Here is a 17841-nt window from a genome sequence, read left to right on the forward strand (position 1 = left end):
CCATCCCCGCCTACGAACTGCCATGCGAAGCGGAGCTCCCCATGCCCCGGGCCCCCTGGTCGCTGGTGCCAGATCGCGCTGCCCTGCTGGTGCACGACATGCAGCACTACTTCGTGCGCCCCTACACGCGCGATGCCGCGCCGATGGCACAAGTGGTGCCGAACATCGCGGCTCTTGCCGCCGCGGCCCGCGCGTGCGGCATTCCTGTCTTCTACACCGCGCAGCACGGCAACCAGGACCGGCGCGACCGCGGCCTGCAGGCCGATCTCTGGGGCCCTGGCATGTCGGACGCGCCGGAGCACCAGCCGATCCTGCCCGAGCTCGCGCCGGAGTCCGGCGATTTCGTGCTGGTGAAGCATCGCTACAGCGCCTTTCAGCGCAGCAACCTCGAAACCCTGATGCGCGCGCGCGGCCGCGACCAGCTCGTCGTCTGCGGTATCTACGCCCATATCGGATGCGCCCTCACCGCCGCCGAGGCCTTCCAGCGCGACATCGAGCCCTTTATGGCCGCCGACGCGCTGGCGGATTTTTCGCGCGAGAAGCACATGATGGCGCTGCACTACGCTGCCGGCGCCTTTGCCGTGCCGTTGACCACCGCCCGCATCCTGGACACGCTGTCATGCTGACCCGCGACGCCATGCGCGCGCAGATCGCCGCCACCATCCACGAAGACCCTTCCGAAATCGGCGACGACGACAACCTCATGGATCTTGGCCTCGATTCTATCCGTGCCATGCAGCTGCTGACGCGCTGGAACGAGACCGGCCTCGGCCTCGACTTCCCCGAGTTCGCAGAGCGGCTGACGCTCAACGCCTGGTGGACCATCGTCGAGCGCCACCAGGCCGGCCCGTGACCCCGCTGACCGAGGCGCAATCGGGCCTCTGGTACGCACAGGCCCTCGATCCGGCGAACCCGATCTTCAATACCGGCCAGTATCACGACCTGCGCGGCCCGCTCGACCGCGCCGCCTTCCGCACCGCCGTGGAAACGATGCTGACGGAGGCTGACATCCTCTCACTGAGGATCGTCGAAGGCCAAGGCGGCCCGCAACAATCCACCGACCCGGCACGCCGTCCCGTGCTGGATATCGTGGACCTTTCCGCCACCTCCGACGCGGAAGCCACCGCCCGCGCGGGGATGGCCCGCGACATGGCCCGCGCCACCGACCCCGCCCGCGACCCGATGGCCGTGCAACGCCTCTACATCCTCGCGCCGGAGCGGCATCTCTGGTACCAGCGAGCGCATCACCTGCTGCTCGACGCCTATGGCATGGAGCTGATCACCCGCCGTGTTGCGCAGCTTTATGCCGGCGTCCCGGGGCAGCCACTCGCTCCCTTCGCCGCAGCACTGGCCGAGGACGAACGCTACCGTGCCGATCCTCGCCGGTCGCGCGACGCCGCCTACTGGCTGGAACGGCTGCGCGACTTGCCCGAGGTCGAAGGGCTGGTGCCGCGCGACCGCATGCGCGCCGAGCCCATCACGGGCCGACACGCGCTGCGCCACGACAGCACGCTGGAAGCCACCCTGTCCGCTCCGTTGCGCCATGCCGCCGCGGCGCACGGCATTCCCTGGCCCGATATTCTGGCGGCGCTGACCGCCGCCTATATCCGCCGCCACGCCGGCACGGACGAGGTATCTGCCGGCATCGCCTTCATGGGTCGCATGGGGCATGCCGCCGCCCGGGTGCCCTGTACCTGGATGAACGTCCTGCCGCTGCGCCTCAGGCCGGATGAGTCGGCACCACTGGCGGACTACCTCGCCGAGGCAGCCAAGGCCCTGACCCGGCTGCGCCGCCATGGCCGCTACCGCGGCGAGCAGCTGCGCCGCGACCTGGGGCGCGTGGGCGCCGGACGGCGGCTCTATGGCCCGCTGGTCAACCTGTTGCCCTTCGACCTGTCGCCCGTCTTCAAGGGACTGCGGGCGGATCTCCACATCCTCGGCACCGGTCCGGTCGACGACGTCACCCTGACCTTTCGCGGCGACCATGATGCGGCCGGTCTGCGGTTGGAGATCGAGGCCAATCCGGCCTTCCACGACGAGGCCGGATTGGCTGCGCATGCCGCCCGCCTGCCGCATTTCATCGCGCAGGCGCTGGGTGCGGAGCGGCTGGCCGATGTGCCGCTGGCCACACCGGCCGAAGCGGAATGGCTGCTGCATGGGCTGAACAACACCGCCCAACCGGTACCCGACACCACGCTGGCCGCGCTGATCGCGACGCGCATGCGGGCCACGCCGGAGGCTCCGGCCCTGGAATTCAACGGGGCGGTGCTGAGCTATGCCGAGCTGGATGCCCGCAGCGCCGCCTTGGCCGCCACGCTCCGCGAGCGGGGCGCGGGTCCCTGGCGCATCGTCGCCGTGGCCCTGGAACGCTCGGTGGAACTGGTGGTCGCGCTGCTGGCCGTCGTCCGCGCCGGCGCGGCGTGGCTGCCGCTGGACCCGTCGCATCCAGCACCGCGCCTCGCCTCGATGGTGGAGCGGGCCGCCCCCCTGCTCGTTCTGGCCAGGACGCCGCTGCCGGGCAGGACGCCGGTTCTGCCACCTTCCGCCTGGCCATCCAAAGGCGCGGCGCCGGATGATGTCACCCCCGCCGACCCGGCCTATGTGCTCTACACCTCCGGCTCGACCGGCGAGCCCAAGGGCGTGGTCGTCAGCCACCGGGCCATTGTCAACCGTCTGGAGTGGATGCGCTGCCACTACGGATTCACCGCTTCCGACCGCATCCTGCAGAAGACCCCCGCCACCTTCGATGTTTCGGTGTGGGAGTTCTTCCTGCCCTTCATCACGGGCGCGACACTGGTGGTGGCCCCGCCCGGCCTGCACCGCGATCCGGCGGCCCTGGCCGCGCTGATGCGCGAGACCCGGATCACCACCGCGCATTTCGTGCCCTCGATGCTGGCCGCCTTTCTGCGCGAGCCCGCCTCGCACGGTCTCGCCCCTGCGCGCATCTTCTGCAGCGGGGAGGAACTCACCGCCGATCTGCGGGACCGTTTCCACCACCGCATCGCAGCCGAGTTGCACAACCTCTACGGCCCGACGGAGGCGGCGGTGGATGTCAGCTTCTGGCCTGCCACGCCGCAAGACCGCAGCCGCCCGGTGCCCATCGGCCATCCGGTCTGGAACACCCAGCTGCACGTGCTGGACGAGGCCCTGCGCCCCGTACCTCCCGGCGTCGCTGGCCACCTCCATCTGGGCGGAGTGCAGTTGGCGGAGGGTTATCTCGGTCGCCCCGACCTCACCGAACAGGCCTTCATCCCCGACCCGTTCCACCCCGGCAGGCGTCTTTACCGCACCGGCGACGTGGCACGGCGACGGCAGGATGGCGCGGTGGAATTCCTCGGCCGCGCCGATCACCAGGTGAAGATCCGTGGCCAGCGCATCGAGCCGGGGGAAGTGGAGGCCGCTCTCGGCGCCGCCCCCGGCATTGCCCAGCTCCGCGTGATTGCGCGGGAGGACCGCCCGGGCGACAAGCGCCTCGTCGCTTATCTGGTGCCATCCGCTGGCTATGACGAGGCGGCGTTGCGCGGCCTCGCCGCCACTGGCCTGCCAGAAGCGATGCGGCCCTCCGCCTACGTGGCGCTCGAAGCCCTGCCGGTGAATGGCAGTGGCAAGCTGGACCGCGCCGCCCTGCCAATGCCCGCCAGCGCCGTGACACAAGGCCGCGCCCCCGCCCCGGGCACCGAGGCGACGCTCGCCCGGCTCTTCGCCACCGTGCTGGCGCGCGATGCCGTCGGCGCCGAGGATGATTTCTTTGCCGCGGGCGGACATTCCCTGCTGGCGGTGGAACTCATGCGCCGCATCCGCGACCGCTTCGGCCAGGACCTCGGCCTCGGCGCGCTTTTCGCGCATCCCAGTGTCGCCGCACTGGCAACACTATTGGATGGGGGCGGGGAGGGTGATCACGGCCTCGCCCCCCTGATTCGCCTGCAAGCGGGCGATGCATCCCTGCCGCCACTCTTTGTTGTTCATCCGGCGGGCGGCCTGTCCTGGTGCTATGCCGGGCTGGCCCGCGCGCTGGCACCGCGCCGCAGCGTCTGGGCGCTCCAGGCCCCCGCCTTGACCGAATGCGACGTAGCACCCGACAGCCTCGCCGCGCTGGCGGGCGACTATGCCCGCCGCATCGCCGCTGTTCAGCCCGATGGTCCGCTGCACCTGCTGGGCTGGTCGGTGGGCGGCATCATCGCCCAGGCGGTGGCGGTGGAACTGCGCGCCACCGGCCGGGCGCCGGGTGTGGTGGCGATGCTTGATTCCTATCCCACCGATGTTTGGCGCGCCGCTCCCGAGCCGGGCGAGAACGCCCCCCTTCGCGCCCTGCTGGCCATTGCCGGCGAGGACCCCGACGCCATTCCCGATGCCGAACTGACGCGCAAGGGTGTGGTCGCGCATCTCCAGCGAGGCGGCAGTCCGCTTGGGCAATTGCCGGAGCTCGTTCTGGACGGCGTTATGCGCGTGGTGCGCGGCAACAACCGCCTGGTGCGGGCGCACCACCACACCCGCTACGAGGGGCGCATTCTGCATTTCCGCGCGGCGCTCGACCACCGCGAAAGCGGGCTGCAGCCCGCGCTGTGGTTGCCCTATGTCGGCGGGCTGGACATCGAGAACATCCCCGCTTTGCATTCCGAGCTGACTGGCCCGGCCGCCACGGCGCGCATCGCGCCCTTGCTGGCCCGGCGCCTCGCCCTTACCGAAGAGGACCATGCCTGATGCGCCCCACGGGCCTTGCCGGAAAACGCGTCCTTGTCACCGGGGCTGCGGGCGGCATCGGCCGCGCCACGATCCGTGCCTTGCTGGATGAAGGCATGCAGGTCACTGCCACGGATTTCGATGTTGCCGCCCTTTCGCCAGAGAAGGGCCTGCGCGTCGAGCGGCTCGACGTCGCCGATGGAGCCGCGGTGGAGGCGCTGGTGGCCCGCATCGAGCACGAGGATGGCCCGATCGATTGCGCTGCGAGCCTGGCGGGAGTGCTGGGCACGACGCTCGCCGCAGAAACCAGCGATGCGGAATGGCGCCGCGTCTTCTCGGTCAATGCCGATGGCGTGTTCCATCTCGGCCGGGCTATGGCCCGCGTGATGCAGCCTCGCCGCCGCGGGGCCATCGTGATTGTCAGCTCCAACGCCGCCGGCATTCCCCGCCATGCGATGAGCGCCTACGCGGCGTCCAAGGCGGCGGCCACCATGTTCACCCGCTGCCTCGGGCTGGAACTGGCGCCCTTCGGCATACGCTGCAACATCATCGCCCCCGGCTCAACCCTGACGCCCATGCAGACCGGAATGTGGTCGGATCAGAACGGCGCCGCGCGCGTCATCGCCGGCTTGCCGGAAAGCTTCAAGACCGGCATCCCGTTGGGCAAGCTGGCCACGCCCGAGGACATCGCCGATGCCATCACCTTTCTGCTGTCCGACCGTGCGGGGCACATCACCATGGCCGATCTCTACATCGATGGCGGCGCTACCCTGCGGGGATGAAACGGCATCGAGGGCCTGCCCGCCCTCGAAACTCCTCCCGCGAGGGACACGATCGCCCGGGCCCAACTTCCACGGCCGCATCGCAGGAGGGCGCCCATGTCCGAAGCCATGAAGCGCGCAGCCATCCGCCACCGACACCTAAGGGCAACCCGTTTCCGAAGGGCTCGGGCATTTGGGACGGGTCCGGGAGGGGCAACGCGCTTCCCGAGGCGTTGCGAACGCAGTTCCGGGACCCGGCGATGAGCTCCACTTCGTTCCGTCTCTGGCCCCTCCTGTTTGCCGTGCTGGCCTGCAGCATGGGGATGATGGCCTTCACCGCGCTCGCGGGGCCACTGCTGCGCGTGTTGGGCGTCGCGCCCTGGCAGTTCGGCCTGGCAATGACCCTGTCCGGCCTGCTCTGGATGCTGATGGCCCGCCCATGGGGTGTGGCCAGCGACCGGCTGGGGCGCAAACCCGTGCTGCTGCTGGGCATTGGCGGCTTCGCCTTGGCGTATCTGGCTTTCTGCGCCTTTATCCAGTACGCGCTCTGGACACAGCCCGCGGTGTGGTTCGTGTTTGCCGGGCTGATGCTCGGTCGCGGGGCCATGGGCGGCTTCTATGCCGGGGTGCCGCCCACCAGCGGTGCGCTGGTTGCTGACAACACCCCGCCCGAGCGCCGTGCCGCCGCCATGGCCACCCTGGGCTCGGCCGGGGCTCTTGGGCTGGTGCTGGGGCCCGCCTTGGCGGCGGCGCTGGCGCCGCAGGGCCTGAGCCTGCCGCTCTATGGCACTGCGCTGCTGCCATTGGTGGCCCTGGTGGTCATCTGGGCTGCGCTGCCCGCCACGCCGCCCGCTGCCAAGGGCCCGCGCAGGGTGCTGCGTTGGCGCGACCCGCGGCTGCGCCGGCCCATGGCCGTGGCCTTCACCGCCATGCTCGGCGTCGCCAATGCGCAGATGATGGTGGGCTTCCTGGCGCTGGATCGCCTCGGCCTGCCGCCCGAGCAGGCGGCGAACACGGCCGGCATCGCCCTGACCCTGGTGGGGGTGGCGCTGCTGCTGTCGCAGGCGCTCGTGCGGCGGCTGGTTTGGCCGCCTGCGAGGCTGGTGCGGATCGGCGGCAGCGTCGCTGCACTGGGCTTCGCCGCCGTCGCCCTGGCCAGCACGGCGCCGGCTCTGTGGATGGCCTACTTCGTCGCGGCGTCCGGCATGGGCTTTGTCTTCCCGGCCTTCGCCGCCATGGCGGCGAACGCAGTCGGCCCGCAGGAGCAGGGGGCAGCCGCCGGCACGGTTGCCGCCGCCCAGGGCTGCGGCATGGTGCTGGGGCCGGTGCTCGGCGGCGCCCTCTACGCTCTGGCGCCCGGCGCGCCCTATCTGGCGGTGGCGGCGGCGCTGCTGCTTGTCGCCCATGGCCGCCCGCGTGGCTGACATCCAGGACGCAACTTTGCGGCCCGGACCGGCACCGTCGCGCTGCCTTTCGGCGCGTCCGGTGAGTCGGACCGAAGCGTGCGGCCATTTTTTTGCACCCGCCGCCACCCCATTTTGAGGAACTGTTCAGCAGAGCCGGGGCAGTGTGGGCGACCGCATCGGAACCCTTCTTGTGAGCCTCGCCCGTTTCTCCTTGCCCCAGCGCCTTCGCCGCCCGCCCGTGCTGCCGCCGCCCGCTGGCCGTGCGCAGGACCGGTGTCCGCACCGTGGCGCCGCGACACGCTCGGTCACGGTGCTGACGGCGGTGGCGGCGGCCCTGGTCGCCATCAGCCCCCCGGCCGGCGTTTTCATGGCCGGGCGCGCGCATGTGGAAGCGGCGCTGGAGGCCAGCGCGGCGCTTCATGCCGTTGAAGTGGCGGAAATGGCGCGCACCAACCCGGCCATCTGGCAAAGCGATGCCTTGCAGATCCCGGCGCCATCGCGTGGGCGGGCAGCCGATGAGCTGCGGCGTGTCTATGACGTCGCTGGGCGGCTGGTGATGGAATCCCGGCCAGCTCGGCCCGTGGCCTGGCCTATAGCGAGCCGGCTTGAAGCGGTGCAGGTCGGCGGCGTGCGGATGGGCGATGCCGAGGCAACGCGCAGCCTGCGGGGCGTCCTCCTGGGTACGTTGCTGGCAAGCCTGCTGTCCGGGGCGCTCGGGATCCTGGTGTTTCTGCTTTTGCGCGTGCTGCCGATCCGCCGGATGGATGCAGCGCTGCGACGCGCCAGCCACCTGGCCACGCATGACCTGCTGACCGGCCTGCCCAACCGCGTCCATTTTGCCGACCGGCTGGATCGTGCCATGGCCCGGGCGCGCCGGCAGAACGGCGCCGCCGCCGTGCTCTGCCTCGACCTCAAGCGGTTCAAATCCGTCAACGACACGCTGGGCCATGCGGCGGGCGATGATCTGTTGAAGGAGATTTCCCGCCGCCTGGAGGCCTGTCTCGGCCGTGACGACATGCTGGCCCGGCTTGGTGGGAACGAGTTTGCCGTTCTGCAGATGCCCGCAGTCCAGCCGCAGGCGGCCGATGCGTTGGCGCGTCGGCTGATGGCCGCTGTGGCGGAGCCGGTGGTGCTGAGCGGCGGGCAGGCGGTGGTCGGCCTCAGCATCGGCATCGCCCTGGCCACGCCTGCCGGCAGCGCGGAGTGTGGGCCGGCGTACGATCCCGCCGTGCTGATGCAGAATGCCCATCTGGCGCTCTGCCAGTCCAAGCAGGGCAGTCGCGGCGCGCCGTGCTTCTTCGACCCTGAAATGAACCACAGGCTGCGGGAGAAACGCTCGCTTGAGATCGATCTGCGGCAGGCAGTGGAGCGCGGCGAGTTCCGCCTGGCCTTCCAGCCGCAGTACAGCCTGGAACAACAGCGTGTCAGCGGCGCCGAGGCCCTGTTGCGGTGGACCCGGCCTGGCCATGGCAACATGCCGCCCGACCAGTTCATTCCCCTCGCTGAAGAAACGGGGCTGATCGCCCCGATCGGCGCCTGGGTGCTGGAGGAGGCTTGCCGCTGCGCCGTGGCTTGGCCCGGCGAACTCGGCATCGCCGTCAATGTTTCCCCCGCGCAATTCCGCCAGGGCGGGCTTGAGGAAGCGGTCGAAGCGGCGCTCGCCCGGAGTGGTCTTGCCGCCAGCCGTCTGGAGCTGGAGATCACCGAGGGCGTGCTGATGCACGACACGGAGGAAACGCTGGACATGCTGCAACGCCTGCGTCGGCGCGGCGTACGGATCGCCGTGGATGATTTCGGCACCGGCTATTCCAGCCTCGGCTATCTTCAGAAATTCCCTTTCGACAAGGTCAAGATCGATCGCAGCTTCATCCAGCGGCTTGGCCAGGATGCCAGCGCCGGCGCCATCGTGCGCGCTGTGGTGGGGATGAGTCATGCGCTGGGCGTGCGCGCGAATGCTGAAGGGGTTGAATTGCGGGAACAGGCCGAACTGCTCTGCGCGGAGGGCTGTGAGGAAGTGCAAGGCTACCTCTTCGGGCGGCCCATGCCGGCGGCTGAATTTCTTCGCCTGGTGGACACCACCACGGTGGCGGAAGCCGTCGGCGCGGCCTGAGCCGGAGCCTGCCCAATAAGCAGGCAGCGACTGCCGCAAGCTCGTGCGGCAGGTCTCGGCCACCGGCACGAGGCGCCTCGATCGCCCCTTGGGTGCCGGCGTCTCCGGCTGTAATCAGCCGCCCGATCTTAATTGCCCGGACTGGATGCCATGCCGCAGGATCTCGCCGCCCCCGCCGTCAAGATGAACACCCGCCTCGGCACCGAGGCCGATGTTGATCCGGTGGACAATCCCCTGGTTGCCGCTTCGATGGACCTGGTGCTGAAGCTGCGTGGTGGAGAACTGACCCCGCTCGGCTTCGAGCAGGCGGTGACCGAGCTGTACGACCAGCTGGATGTCGAGGCGCTGCTGAAGCCATGGACCGAGAAGGCCCTGGCCGAGAAGAAGATGCAGGTGCTCTACCGCTATGCGCGGCCCGGCATCAACGAGGCGATGCAGATGGTCTACCTCGACCCGCATGAGGTGCATCCGCCCCACACCCACCACAACATCATCTCCAAGCAGGTGGTGCTGAACGCGCCGATCTACATCCGCGAGTACGACGTGCTGGCCCGCCTCAGCCCGGACGAACTGCTGCTGCGCCTGACGACCGATCGCTGGTTTCAGCCGGGCGAGGGGATGCGTACCACGGAGACCCGCAACAACGCTCATTGGTTCGCCGCCGGCGACAAGCCCGCCGTGCTGCTGAACTTCCGCCTCTATGGCTACCAGAACTACACGCTGAACGGGCCCGATACGCCGCTGCTCCGTCGCCTGCTGGACCCCACCGTGGGTCGTCACAGCGACGGGCTGCTGATCGGCCGCGAGGTGGGGCTCGAGGAATGCTACGGCAAGTTCGCTGGCAAGCCCGTGGAAAGCTTCCCTATCCCGGGCTGACAGCGTCGCCGTCAGGGGCCGAGACTGTCCGGGTCGAGAGCACGACGCAGATAGTCTTCGGCCAAGGGCCGGTACTCCTCCCACAGCGCGCGCAGTGCGGGCAGGGGCCGGTCCGCGGCATCGATCCTGAGGTCCATCAGCGGAAAGCTGGCCCCGGCCACAACCACCAGCGCCGCCGAGCGCAGCGGCCGGCCCTCGCCGCCAGCCTCTTCCCCGGCCTCCAGTGCCTGCAGCAGTCTTTCATCGAGGGTGAGACCGGCATCGGCGGCAAAGGCCTGCGCCATGGCCGGCGGCACCTGGTCATGCGCCAGGATGTTGCCGATGGCGATGCAGTCCGTAGCCTCGGCGACGCCCACCACGGGCTTGTTCCGCGCGCCGCTGAAGGCCGCCTTTCCCCCCGACGCGTCCAGGGCGGCGAATTGCCGCCAGCCATGATCCGGTGTCGAGGCTGCCAGCGCCGCCACCGCTTCCGCCGCTGTGCAGCCTGAGCGCATCAGCGCGAGCCCGCGCGGTCCAAGGCGGGGATCGGTGCGGTGCTGGGTCAGCACACCGCCAATCCCGGCCGCCAGATGGGGCACGCGCGCGCCGACGCAGGGGGCCGAGGTGGTGACCACGGCGCCGATCTGTCCGGTTCGGGCGCAGCGGCCAAGCAGGGAGAAGGTCATGCGGGTCGGATAACTCCGGGCGGTGAGGCGCCGGTCTGCAGAACAGGCGCGGAATCGCATTCTGGGCTTCCCCTCCGCTGCGGCAAGGGGACGCCGTGGCTGGACAGCGTCCGTCGCGGCTGAAACACTTCCCGATGCCCGAGCGGGACACCCCCATCCATCCCCGCAACGCCGGCATGGCACCGGGCGGAAAGGAAAGGTCGGCATGGGCAACACCAACAACGATGGCGGTGTCTTCACCGTCAGTGCCGACCTGTTGTACCGGCAGATCACCGAGGTCTTCGCCCGCTGGGGCATGTCTGCCGCCCATGCCGCCACCGCCGCGCGCATCATGGTGGAAACCGATCTGGCCGGCATCGACTCGCATGGCGTCGGGATGCTGCCGCACTACCAGCGCGGCTTCGCCGAAGGTCGGCTTGACCCCCGGGCCGAGCCCGCCATTCTGCGCGACACACCCGCCGCGGCCCTGATCGATTCGCGCCATGGAATCGGCCATGTGGCGGCCGAGGCCGCCATGTCGCTGGCGATCCGCAAGGCGCGGGAAGGCAGCATCGGCATCGTCGCCGTGACCGGCTCCAACCATTACGGCGCTGCCGGGTGGTATGCGCGCATGGCGGCGGAGCAGGGCTGCGTTGGCCTGTCGCTGACGAACGCGCCGACGCCGTTCCTCGTGCCGGTCTTCGGCACCGAGCGCGCACTTGGCACCAACCCGATCGGCTTCGCCGCCCCTGGCGCCGATCCGCGCCGCCCGGTGCTGCTCGACATGGCGACCACCACGGTCGCCTATGGCAAGGTTGCCATCGCCCGCCGCGCCGGCAAGCCGCTGCCGCCGGGCTGGGCCATCGCCGCCGATGGCGGACCGGAAACCAATGCCGCCGTGGCCGCCGAGGCGCGCGCTCTCGCGCCTCTGGGCGGCGACCGGGTGCATGGCGGGCACAAGGGCTACGGCCTGGCGCTGATGGTGGAAATCCTCTGCGCCACCCTGACCGGCGCGCGTCCCGGCGACGAGACCGGGCACTTCTTCCTGGCTATTGACCCCGGCTTCTTCCGCGACACACAGGCATTCGAGGCCGATCTGGAGGCGCTTGCGGCGCGGATGCGCGCCAACCGCCCATCCGACCCGGCCCAGCCCGTTCTTGTTCCCGGGGATCCGGAGCACGATGCCGTGCACCGCCGCCGGCGCACCGGCATTCCCCTGTTGCCGGCGCTGGTTGAGGAGATCCGGGCGGTTTGCAGCGAAAGCGGCGCACCCTTTCTGCTGGAGGATGGCTGACATGGCACGCCCCATGGCGCTGGCGACGCTGGTGCACCCGACCGGCTACCACACGGCCTCCTGGCTGCACCCGCAGGCCAATGCCCAGGCCAGCACCAGCATCGAGCACTACGCCGGCATTGCGCGCCTGGCCGAGCGCGGATTGTTTGACCTGTTCTTTGTCGCCGACACGCCGGCCGCGCGCACGGAAAACCTCACTGCCTTCAGCCGCATGCCATTGTTCATGAATGTGTTCGAGCCATTGACGCTGCTTTCTGCCCTGTCGGGCATGACGCGGCATATCGGCCTCGGGGGCACCGCCAGCACCAGCTTCGGCGAGCCTTACACCATGGCCCGGCAATTCGCCTCGCTTGACCATCTGAGCGGAGGCCGGGCGGCCTGGAACGTCGTCACCTCCGCCAATGATTATGCAGCTCGCAACTTCGGCCTGGACCGCCTGCCTCCGCATGCGGAGCGCTATGCCCGCGCCCGCGAATGCGTCGATCTGGTGAAGCGGCTGTGGAACAGCTGGGAGGACGACGCCTTTATCCGCGACCGTGCCGCCGGGTTGTTCTTCGACCCTGCGAAACAGCATGCGGTGCATCACGAGGGTACGCATTTCCGCCTGCAGGGCGCCCTGAACATCGCCCGCCCTCCGCAAGGCCATCCAGTGATCATCCAGGCCGGTGCCTCCGAAACAGGGCGGGATTTCGCGGCCCAAACAGCCGAGGTGGTTTTTGCTTCCGAAACGTCACCGGGGGATGGACGGCGCTTCTACACGGATCTGAAAGGCCGCATGGAGCGCCACAACCGCGACCCGGACAGCCTGAAGATCCTCGCCGGCATGCCGGTGCTTGTGGCGGAATCGGCGCAGGAGGCGGAAGACATGCATGCCGAGCTGCAGGCGCTGATCCACCCCGAGGTCGGGGTAGCCCGGCTGTCGATGGATCTGGAGGCCGATTTGTCCGGCCTCGACCTCGACGCACCCGTGCCGGAAGAGCGCATCCCGCAGAAGGCGCGCTTCCACCAGGCCTATTTCGACCACATCGTCGGCATGATTCGGAACGAGCGGCTGACGCTGCGGCAGCTCTATATGCGCTACGAGCGCGGCAACCGCACGGTGCGGGGCACTCCCACCACCGTGGCCGACATCATGGAGGAATGGTTCACAGGCGGCGCCTGCGACGGCTTCATGCTGATGTTCAACCTCCTGCCACGCGACCTCAAGGGCTTTGTCGACAGCGTTGTGCCGGAACTGCAGCGACGCGGCCTGATGCGGGAGAATTACGCGGGCCGGACGCTGCGGGAAAATCTGGGCCTGTTTCGCCCGCCGCATCCCGCCGCAGGCTGAAGGGAACCGGCCCGGACCCCGTCCACGGCGGCGGGCGGGCCAGGATCGCGCAGGATCGCCACCGAACGGTTCTTGTTCAGACCGGCTGCCGCAGAGCGGTGCGAATGGCGGCTTCCAGAGCGCGGGCGGAGTAGGGCTTGGGCAGCGCCACCGTGCCGGCGGGCTCGGCCCGCAGCATCAGCGCCGCATCGCCGCTGGCCAGCACCACGCCGATCCCCGGCCGCAGCGCCGGGGCGTTCACGGCAAGGGTAAGGCCGGAGGCACCGGGCAGGTTCACATCCGTCACCAGCACATGCACAGGATGCTGTTGCAGCAATTCGGTGGCTGCTTCGGCGCTGGGGGCGTCCAGCACCGTGAAGCCGGCATCGATCAGCATCTCCACCGCGTTGGCACGGATCAGCGGATCGTCCTCCACCAGCAGCACCGTGGTCGCGCCGGCGGAGGATGCCGTGTCCGACGGCGGCGCCGGCGTATCCGCCGACCGCTCCTGCTCGTGCCGCGCGGCGCTGCGCTGCGCCCGGTTGGCCAGCACATGCCGCACCTTGCGGGCCAGCGCCTCGCGCGGATAGGGCTTGGACAACAGCTCGACGCCCGCATCCAGTCTGCCGCCATGCACGATGGAGTTTTCCGTGTAGCCGGAGGTGAACAGCACAGCCAGGTCGGGCAGCCTTTGCTGCGCCTTGCGCGCCAGCTCGGGGCTCTTCAGCGGGCCCGGCATCACCACATCGGTGAACAGCAGGTCCACCGGAACGCCGCTCTCGATCACGATCAGCGCGCTGGCCGCGTCCACCGCCTTCAGCACGCGGTAGCCGAGGTCGGTGAGCATTTCGACCACCACTTCGCGCACAGCGGCGTCGTCCTCGACCACCAGGATGGTTTCGCTGCCCCCCACCACTGGACCGGCCGCCATTTGCACCGCCACATCCTCCGCCTGCATGGCGCGCGGCAGGTAAAGCCGCACCGTGCTGCCATGGCCGGGCTCCGAATACAGCTTCACATGCCCGCCCGACTGCTTGACGAAGCCGTAGACCATGGACAGGCCGAGCCCGGTTCCCTTGCCTTCCTCCTTGGTGGAGAAGAAGGGCTCGAAGACCCGCGCCATGACCTCGGGCGACATGCCGATCCCCGTATCGGTCACCGCCAGCATCACGTACTGGCCGGGCGTCACCTCCTCATGCGTGCGGGCATAATCGTCGTCCAGATGCGCGTTGGCCAGTTCGATTGTCAGCCGCCCACGGCCGCCCATGGCGTCGCGCGCATTGATGGCGAGGTTGAGCAGCGCGTTCTCCAGCTGCGTCGGGTCGATAAAGGTGTTCCACAACCCGCCGCCCAGCACGGTTTCCACCTCGACGGCCTCGCCCAGGGCGCGGTGCAGCAGGTCGTCCATGCCGCGCAGCAGGCGCGCCGCGTTCACCACCCGCGGCTCCAGCGCCTGCCGCCGCCCGAAGGCCAGAAGCTGCGCCGCCAGCCGCGTGCCGCGGGCGACGCCGGCCATGGCATTCGTGACATGGCGCTCGGCGCGCGGGTTGCCGGCGATGTCACGGCCCAGCAATTGCAGGCTGCCGGAGACGACTTGCAGCAGGTTGTTGAAGTCATGCGCGACCCCGCCCGTGAGCTGGCCCACGGTCTCCATCTTCTGCGCCTGAACAAGCTTCGCCTCAGCCTGCCGCCGCTCCTCGATCTCGGCAACAACGCGCGCTTCCAGCGTCTCGTTCAGCGCGCGGAGCTGCGCTTCCGCACGCTCGCGGTGGCGCATCTGCGCGGCCAGATCATCGGCCTGCCGCCGCAAGGCAGCCTCGGCGGCGCGCTGCTCGGTGATGTCGGTATGCACGCCGACCCATTCCTCCACCGTGCCATCCGACCCGGCGATCGGCAGGGCGCGAATGGCGAAGCTGCGCCAGTCGCCGCCGCGATGCCGCAACCGATGCTCGAAGACGAACATGGACCCGCTCGCCACCGCCTGTTCCCAGGCCAGCATGGTGCCCCGTACATCCCGGGGATGCACGGCACGGGTCCAGCCGAAATCCTGGTACTCGGCCATGCCCTGGCCGGTCAGCGCCGCCCAGCCCGGCTGCTCGCCGCGCATCCGGCCATCCGGTCCAATGGTCCAGAGCACGCCATGCACCGCGTCCATGGCGGCGCGGAAGCGGCGGTTGTCGGTGTGCTGCGCCAGCTCGCGCCGTGCCCGCGCATCCACGTCGATAGCCAGGACCTGGATGCCGTCCACCGCACCGCGCCCGTCACGGCTCGGCAGGTAGCGGATCTCGCAGCGGCGCCGCGTGCCGTCGGCGCGCGGGATGTCCACCTCCGCCGCACAGGGCTCGCCTGCCAGAGCACGCTCGATAAAGGGACGGCGCTCCTGGTAGAAGGCGTCGCCGGTGACTTCCCGCATCGGCCGGCCGACAATGGCCTCCGCCGGCACGCCGAACCATTCCTCGTAGAGGCCGTTGACGAAGCGGTAGACGTGATCGCGGTCCAGCTTGCTGACCAGTATGGGCAACGCATCCGCAAGCGCCCGCAGCTCTGCTTCCCGCGCGGCGAGTGCCCGCTGCGCTTCCACCTTCTCGGTGTTTTCCAGCACGGTGCACATCACGCCGCCGATGCACCCATCCGCCTCGTAGACCGGAGTGTAGAACAGGTCGAACATGACCTCCTCGGGCCGGCCATGGCGCCGCAGCGTCATTGGCTGGTCGCGGTAGGAGATCACCTCGCCGCGGAAGCCGCGTTCCAGGATGACGCGGTTCCACTCCCAGATCTCCGGCCAGATGCCCGGCACGGTGCCGCCCATGGCGCGGGGATGGTAGCCGCCAGCGATCTCGCGGTAGGCATCATTGTAGAGCATGATGTGGTCCGGCCCCCACATCAGCACCTTGGGGATCGGCGAGTTCACCACGTTGCACACCGTGATGCGCAGCGCATTCGACCAGCCCGTGACGGAACCGAGAGGGGTCGACGCCCAGTCATGGGCGCGGATCAGCGCGCCGCACTCGCCGCCGCCCGGCGGCCATTCTGCCGGTCGGTCCGCATGGCCCTGGCGGCGCAAGGCATGAAGCCCCGCGGCAACAGCCTCCGCCGCGCTGTTGTGGACGCCCTCGGCCAGCAGCCTCGCCAGGCTTTCCTCCATCTCCGGGGTGAGGGGTAGGATCGGCACAGAACGGTTCGGCATGCCTTTCGATGACGGCCAAATGCCTCTCAAGTCAACGGTCAACTGCGCATTGAAAAAGGGGTGCGGCACGGCACCATTGACCGATGCGCCGGCCCGGTCATTCTGGACCCGTGCCCTGCGCCAAGAGGCTGCCGGAGAGGAAAGCGCGATGAACGGTGCCGATACCCCGCTGAGCCGGGTCTTCGCAGCTCTTGTTGTGGACAGCCGCCCGGACGAGGCGACGCGTGCGGCGGCGCGGGACGGGGTGCTGGATTTCCTGGCCTGCGCCATCGGCGGTCTGGAGGATGGCGGCTATCGCAAGCTGCGCCAGGCCCTGGCGCCTGCCTTTGGCGCCGCCGTCGCCACCATCATCGGCGAGGAAGCGCGCATCGATGCGCCGCATGCGGCCGTTCTGAATGGCTACCTGGGCCATGCGCTGGATTACGACGACGTGCAGGCCGGTGTCCGTGGCCACCCGAGCACGGTGATCCTGCCCGCCCTTCTGGCCGCGGCCGAGGCTGATGGCGGCACCGCCACGGCGCTGCTCGACGCCTATGTGGTGGGGGTCGAGGCCATGGCGCGACTGGGACGGGCCATGGGACACGGGCATTACGAGGCGGGCTTCCACAACACCGCGACGCTGGGACCGATCGGCGCCGCTGCGGCGGTGGCGCGGCTGCGCGGGTTGGATGCCGGCCGCACCGCCCAGGCGCTGGGCATTGCCGCGACCCAGTCCGCCGGGCTGCGGCTGCAATTCGGCTCGGAGATCAAGCCGCTGCATGCCGGCCTCGCGGCGCGGTCCGGCCTCCTGGCGGTGACCCTGGCCGAGGCGGGGCTGGAAGGCAGCGAACGTTTTCTGGATGGCGCAACCAGCTTTCTCGCCGCGTTTGCCCAGGGCCAGGCGCGTCCCGCCCTTGCCGTGGAAGGGTGGGGCACTCCCTGGGAGATCCTGAGCCCCGGCCTCATGTTCAAGGAATATGCCTGCTGCCACGCGGCGCACCTGGCGGCCGACACGGTGCTCGACCTCCGTGCCGAACACGGGCTGACGGCGGCGGATGTGGACAGTGCGACGATCACCTTTCCCCGCGGCGGTGACGCGGCGCTGGTGGTGCAGCAGCCGGCCACCGGCCTCGACGGGCGATTCAGCGTGGAATACGTGGTGGCCGCCGCACTGACGGACGGGCGGCTCGGCATTGCCACCTTTGCCGACAGGCCGGTGCGCGCGGATATCGCGGCCCTGCTGCCGCGCATGCACCGCCGGCACGACATGGATGCGCCCTCGGTGTCCGAGGCGCCGCAGAAGCGCTTCGCCCGGGTGGATCTGCGCCTGCGCGACGGGCGCGAGATCGGCCGCACCGCGACCAGGGTGCGAGGTGCCCGCGACCTCCATGCGAAGTTCCTGGATGCCGCCGCCGGGCGGTTGGGGGCGGAGGCTATCCCCGGCCTCGTCGCGCGCATGCAGGATGCGGCCGATCTGGGGCTGCTCCTCGCGGCGCTGCGCGGCCTCGGCACCGCCATTCAGGCCTAACGATCTCCGGCGCGGCAGGGCAGAAATCCGCGACGCTGCGCCAGGAATTCTGCTTGCAAGGTCACTT

The 17841-nt window shown here is 69.7% G+C and carries 12 protein-coding genes; 10 read left to right on the plus strand and 2 right to left on the minus strand.

All coding sequences use genetic code 11. The features are described 5' to 3' along the window. The first annotated feature begins 41 nt into the window (after positions 1 to 41). The 7 genes from ACFOD4_RS01540 (at position 42) to ACFOD4_RS01570 (ending at position 9833) form a co-directional block, all read left to right on the plus strand. Positions 42 to 626, plus strand: a complete 585-nt coding sequence (locus ACFOD4_RS01540; RefSeq protein ID WP_379592895.1) for an isochorismatase family protein — start codon at positions 42 to 44, stop codon at positions 624 to 626. After that, positions 620 to 853, plus strand: coding sequence for a phosphopantetheine-binding protein (locus tag ACFOD4_RS01545; RefSeq protein ID WP_379592897.1), 234 nt, complete (start codon positions 620 to 622; stop codon positions 851 to 853). The genes ACFOD4_RS01540 and ACFOD4_RS01545 overlap by 7 nt, the downstream gene beginning before the upstream one ends. Then, complete coding sequence (locus ACFOD4_RS01550; RefSeq protein ID WP_379592899.1) at positions 850 to 4701, plus strand: amino acid adenylation domain-containing protein; 3852 nt, start codon at positions 850 to 852, stop codon at positions 4699 to 4701. The genes ACFOD4_RS01545 and ACFOD4_RS01550 overlap by 4 nt, the downstream gene beginning before the upstream one ends. Beyond that, complete coding sequence (locus ACFOD4_RS01555) at positions 4701 to 5462, plus strand: 2,3-dihydro-2,3-dihydroxybenzoate dehydrogenase (protein ID WP_379592901.1); 762 nt, start codon at positions 4701 to 4703, stop codon at positions 5460 to 5462. The genes ACFOD4_RS01550 and ACFOD4_RS01555 overlap by 1 nt, the downstream gene beginning before the upstream one ends. Before the next feature lie 239 nt (positions 5463 to 5701). After that, on the plus strand, positions 5702 to 6865 hold the full coding sequence (locus ACFOD4_RS01560; protein WP_379592903.1) for an MFS transporter: 1164 nt from the start codon (positions 5702 to 5704) through the stop codon (positions 6863 to 6865). A gap of 172 nt (positions 6866 to 7037) precedes the next feature. Then, on the plus strand, positions 7038 to 8957 hold the full coding sequence (locus tag ACFOD4_RS01565) for a putative bifunctional diguanylate cyclase/phosphodiesterase (protein ID WP_379592905.1): 1920 nt from the start codon (positions 7038 to 7040) through the stop codon (positions 8955 to 8957). 150 nt (positions 8958 to 9107) lie between these two features. Further along, positions 9108 to 9833: a hypothetical protein gene (locus ACFOD4_RS01570; protein ID WP_379592907.1), complete on the plus strand. Its 726-nt coding sequence runs from the start codon at positions 9108 to 9110 to the stop codon at positions 9831 to 9833. An 11-nt stretch (positions 9834 to 9844) separates the two neighbouring features. Here ACFOD4_RS01570 and ACFOD4_RS01575 read toward each other — a convergent pair whose 3' ends face one another. Then, entirely contained in the window at positions 9845 to 10498 is a 654-nt protein-coding gene (locus tag ACFOD4_RS01575) for a DUF1028 domain-containing protein (protein ID WP_379592909.1), read from the minus strand. Positions 10499 to 10703: 205 nt separating this feature from the next. On the opposite strand from ACFOD4_RS01575, the gene ACFOD4_RS01580 reads away from it, so the two are divergent. Both ACFOD4_RS01580 and ACFOD4_RS01585 read left to right on the plus strand, forming a co-directional pair. Next, positions 10704 to 11771, plus strand: coding sequence for an Ldh family oxidoreductase (locus tag ACFOD4_RS01580; protein WP_379592911.1), 1068 nt, complete (start codon positions 10704 to 10706; stop codon positions 11769 to 11771). Position 11772: 1 nt separating this feature from the next. Next, complete coding sequence (locus ACFOD4_RS01585; RefSeq protein ID WP_379592913.1) at positions 11773 to 13101, plus strand: LLM class flavin-dependent oxidoreductase; 1329 nt, start codon at positions 11773 to 11775, stop codon at positions 13099 to 13101. Positions 13102 to 13177: 76 nt separating this feature from the next. On the opposite strand, the gene ACFOD4_RS01590 is transcribed toward ACFOD4_RS01585, so the two are convergent. Beyond that, positions 13178 to 16267, minus strand: a complete 3090-nt coding sequence (locus ACFOD4_RS01590) for a PAS domain-containing protein (protein WP_379592915.1) — start codon at positions 16265 to 16267, stop codon at positions 13178 to 13180. A gap of 148 nt (positions 16268 to 16415) precedes the next feature. Between ACFOD4_RS01590 and ACFOD4_RS01595 the strand changes: the two genes are divergently transcribed. After that, entirely contained in the window at positions 16416 to 17774 is a 1359-nt protein-coding gene (locus ACFOD4_RS01595; protein ID WP_379592917.1) for an MmgE/PrpD family protein, read from the plus strand. Positions 17775 to 17841: the final 67 nt, after the last annotated feature.

Origin of the sequence: Teichococcus globiformis (assembly GCF_042646265.1) — a bacterium.
GTDB classification, from domain to species: Bacteria; Pseudomonadota; Alphaproteobacteria; order Acetobacterales; family Acetobacteraceae; genus Pseudoroseomonas; species Pseudoroseomonas globiformis.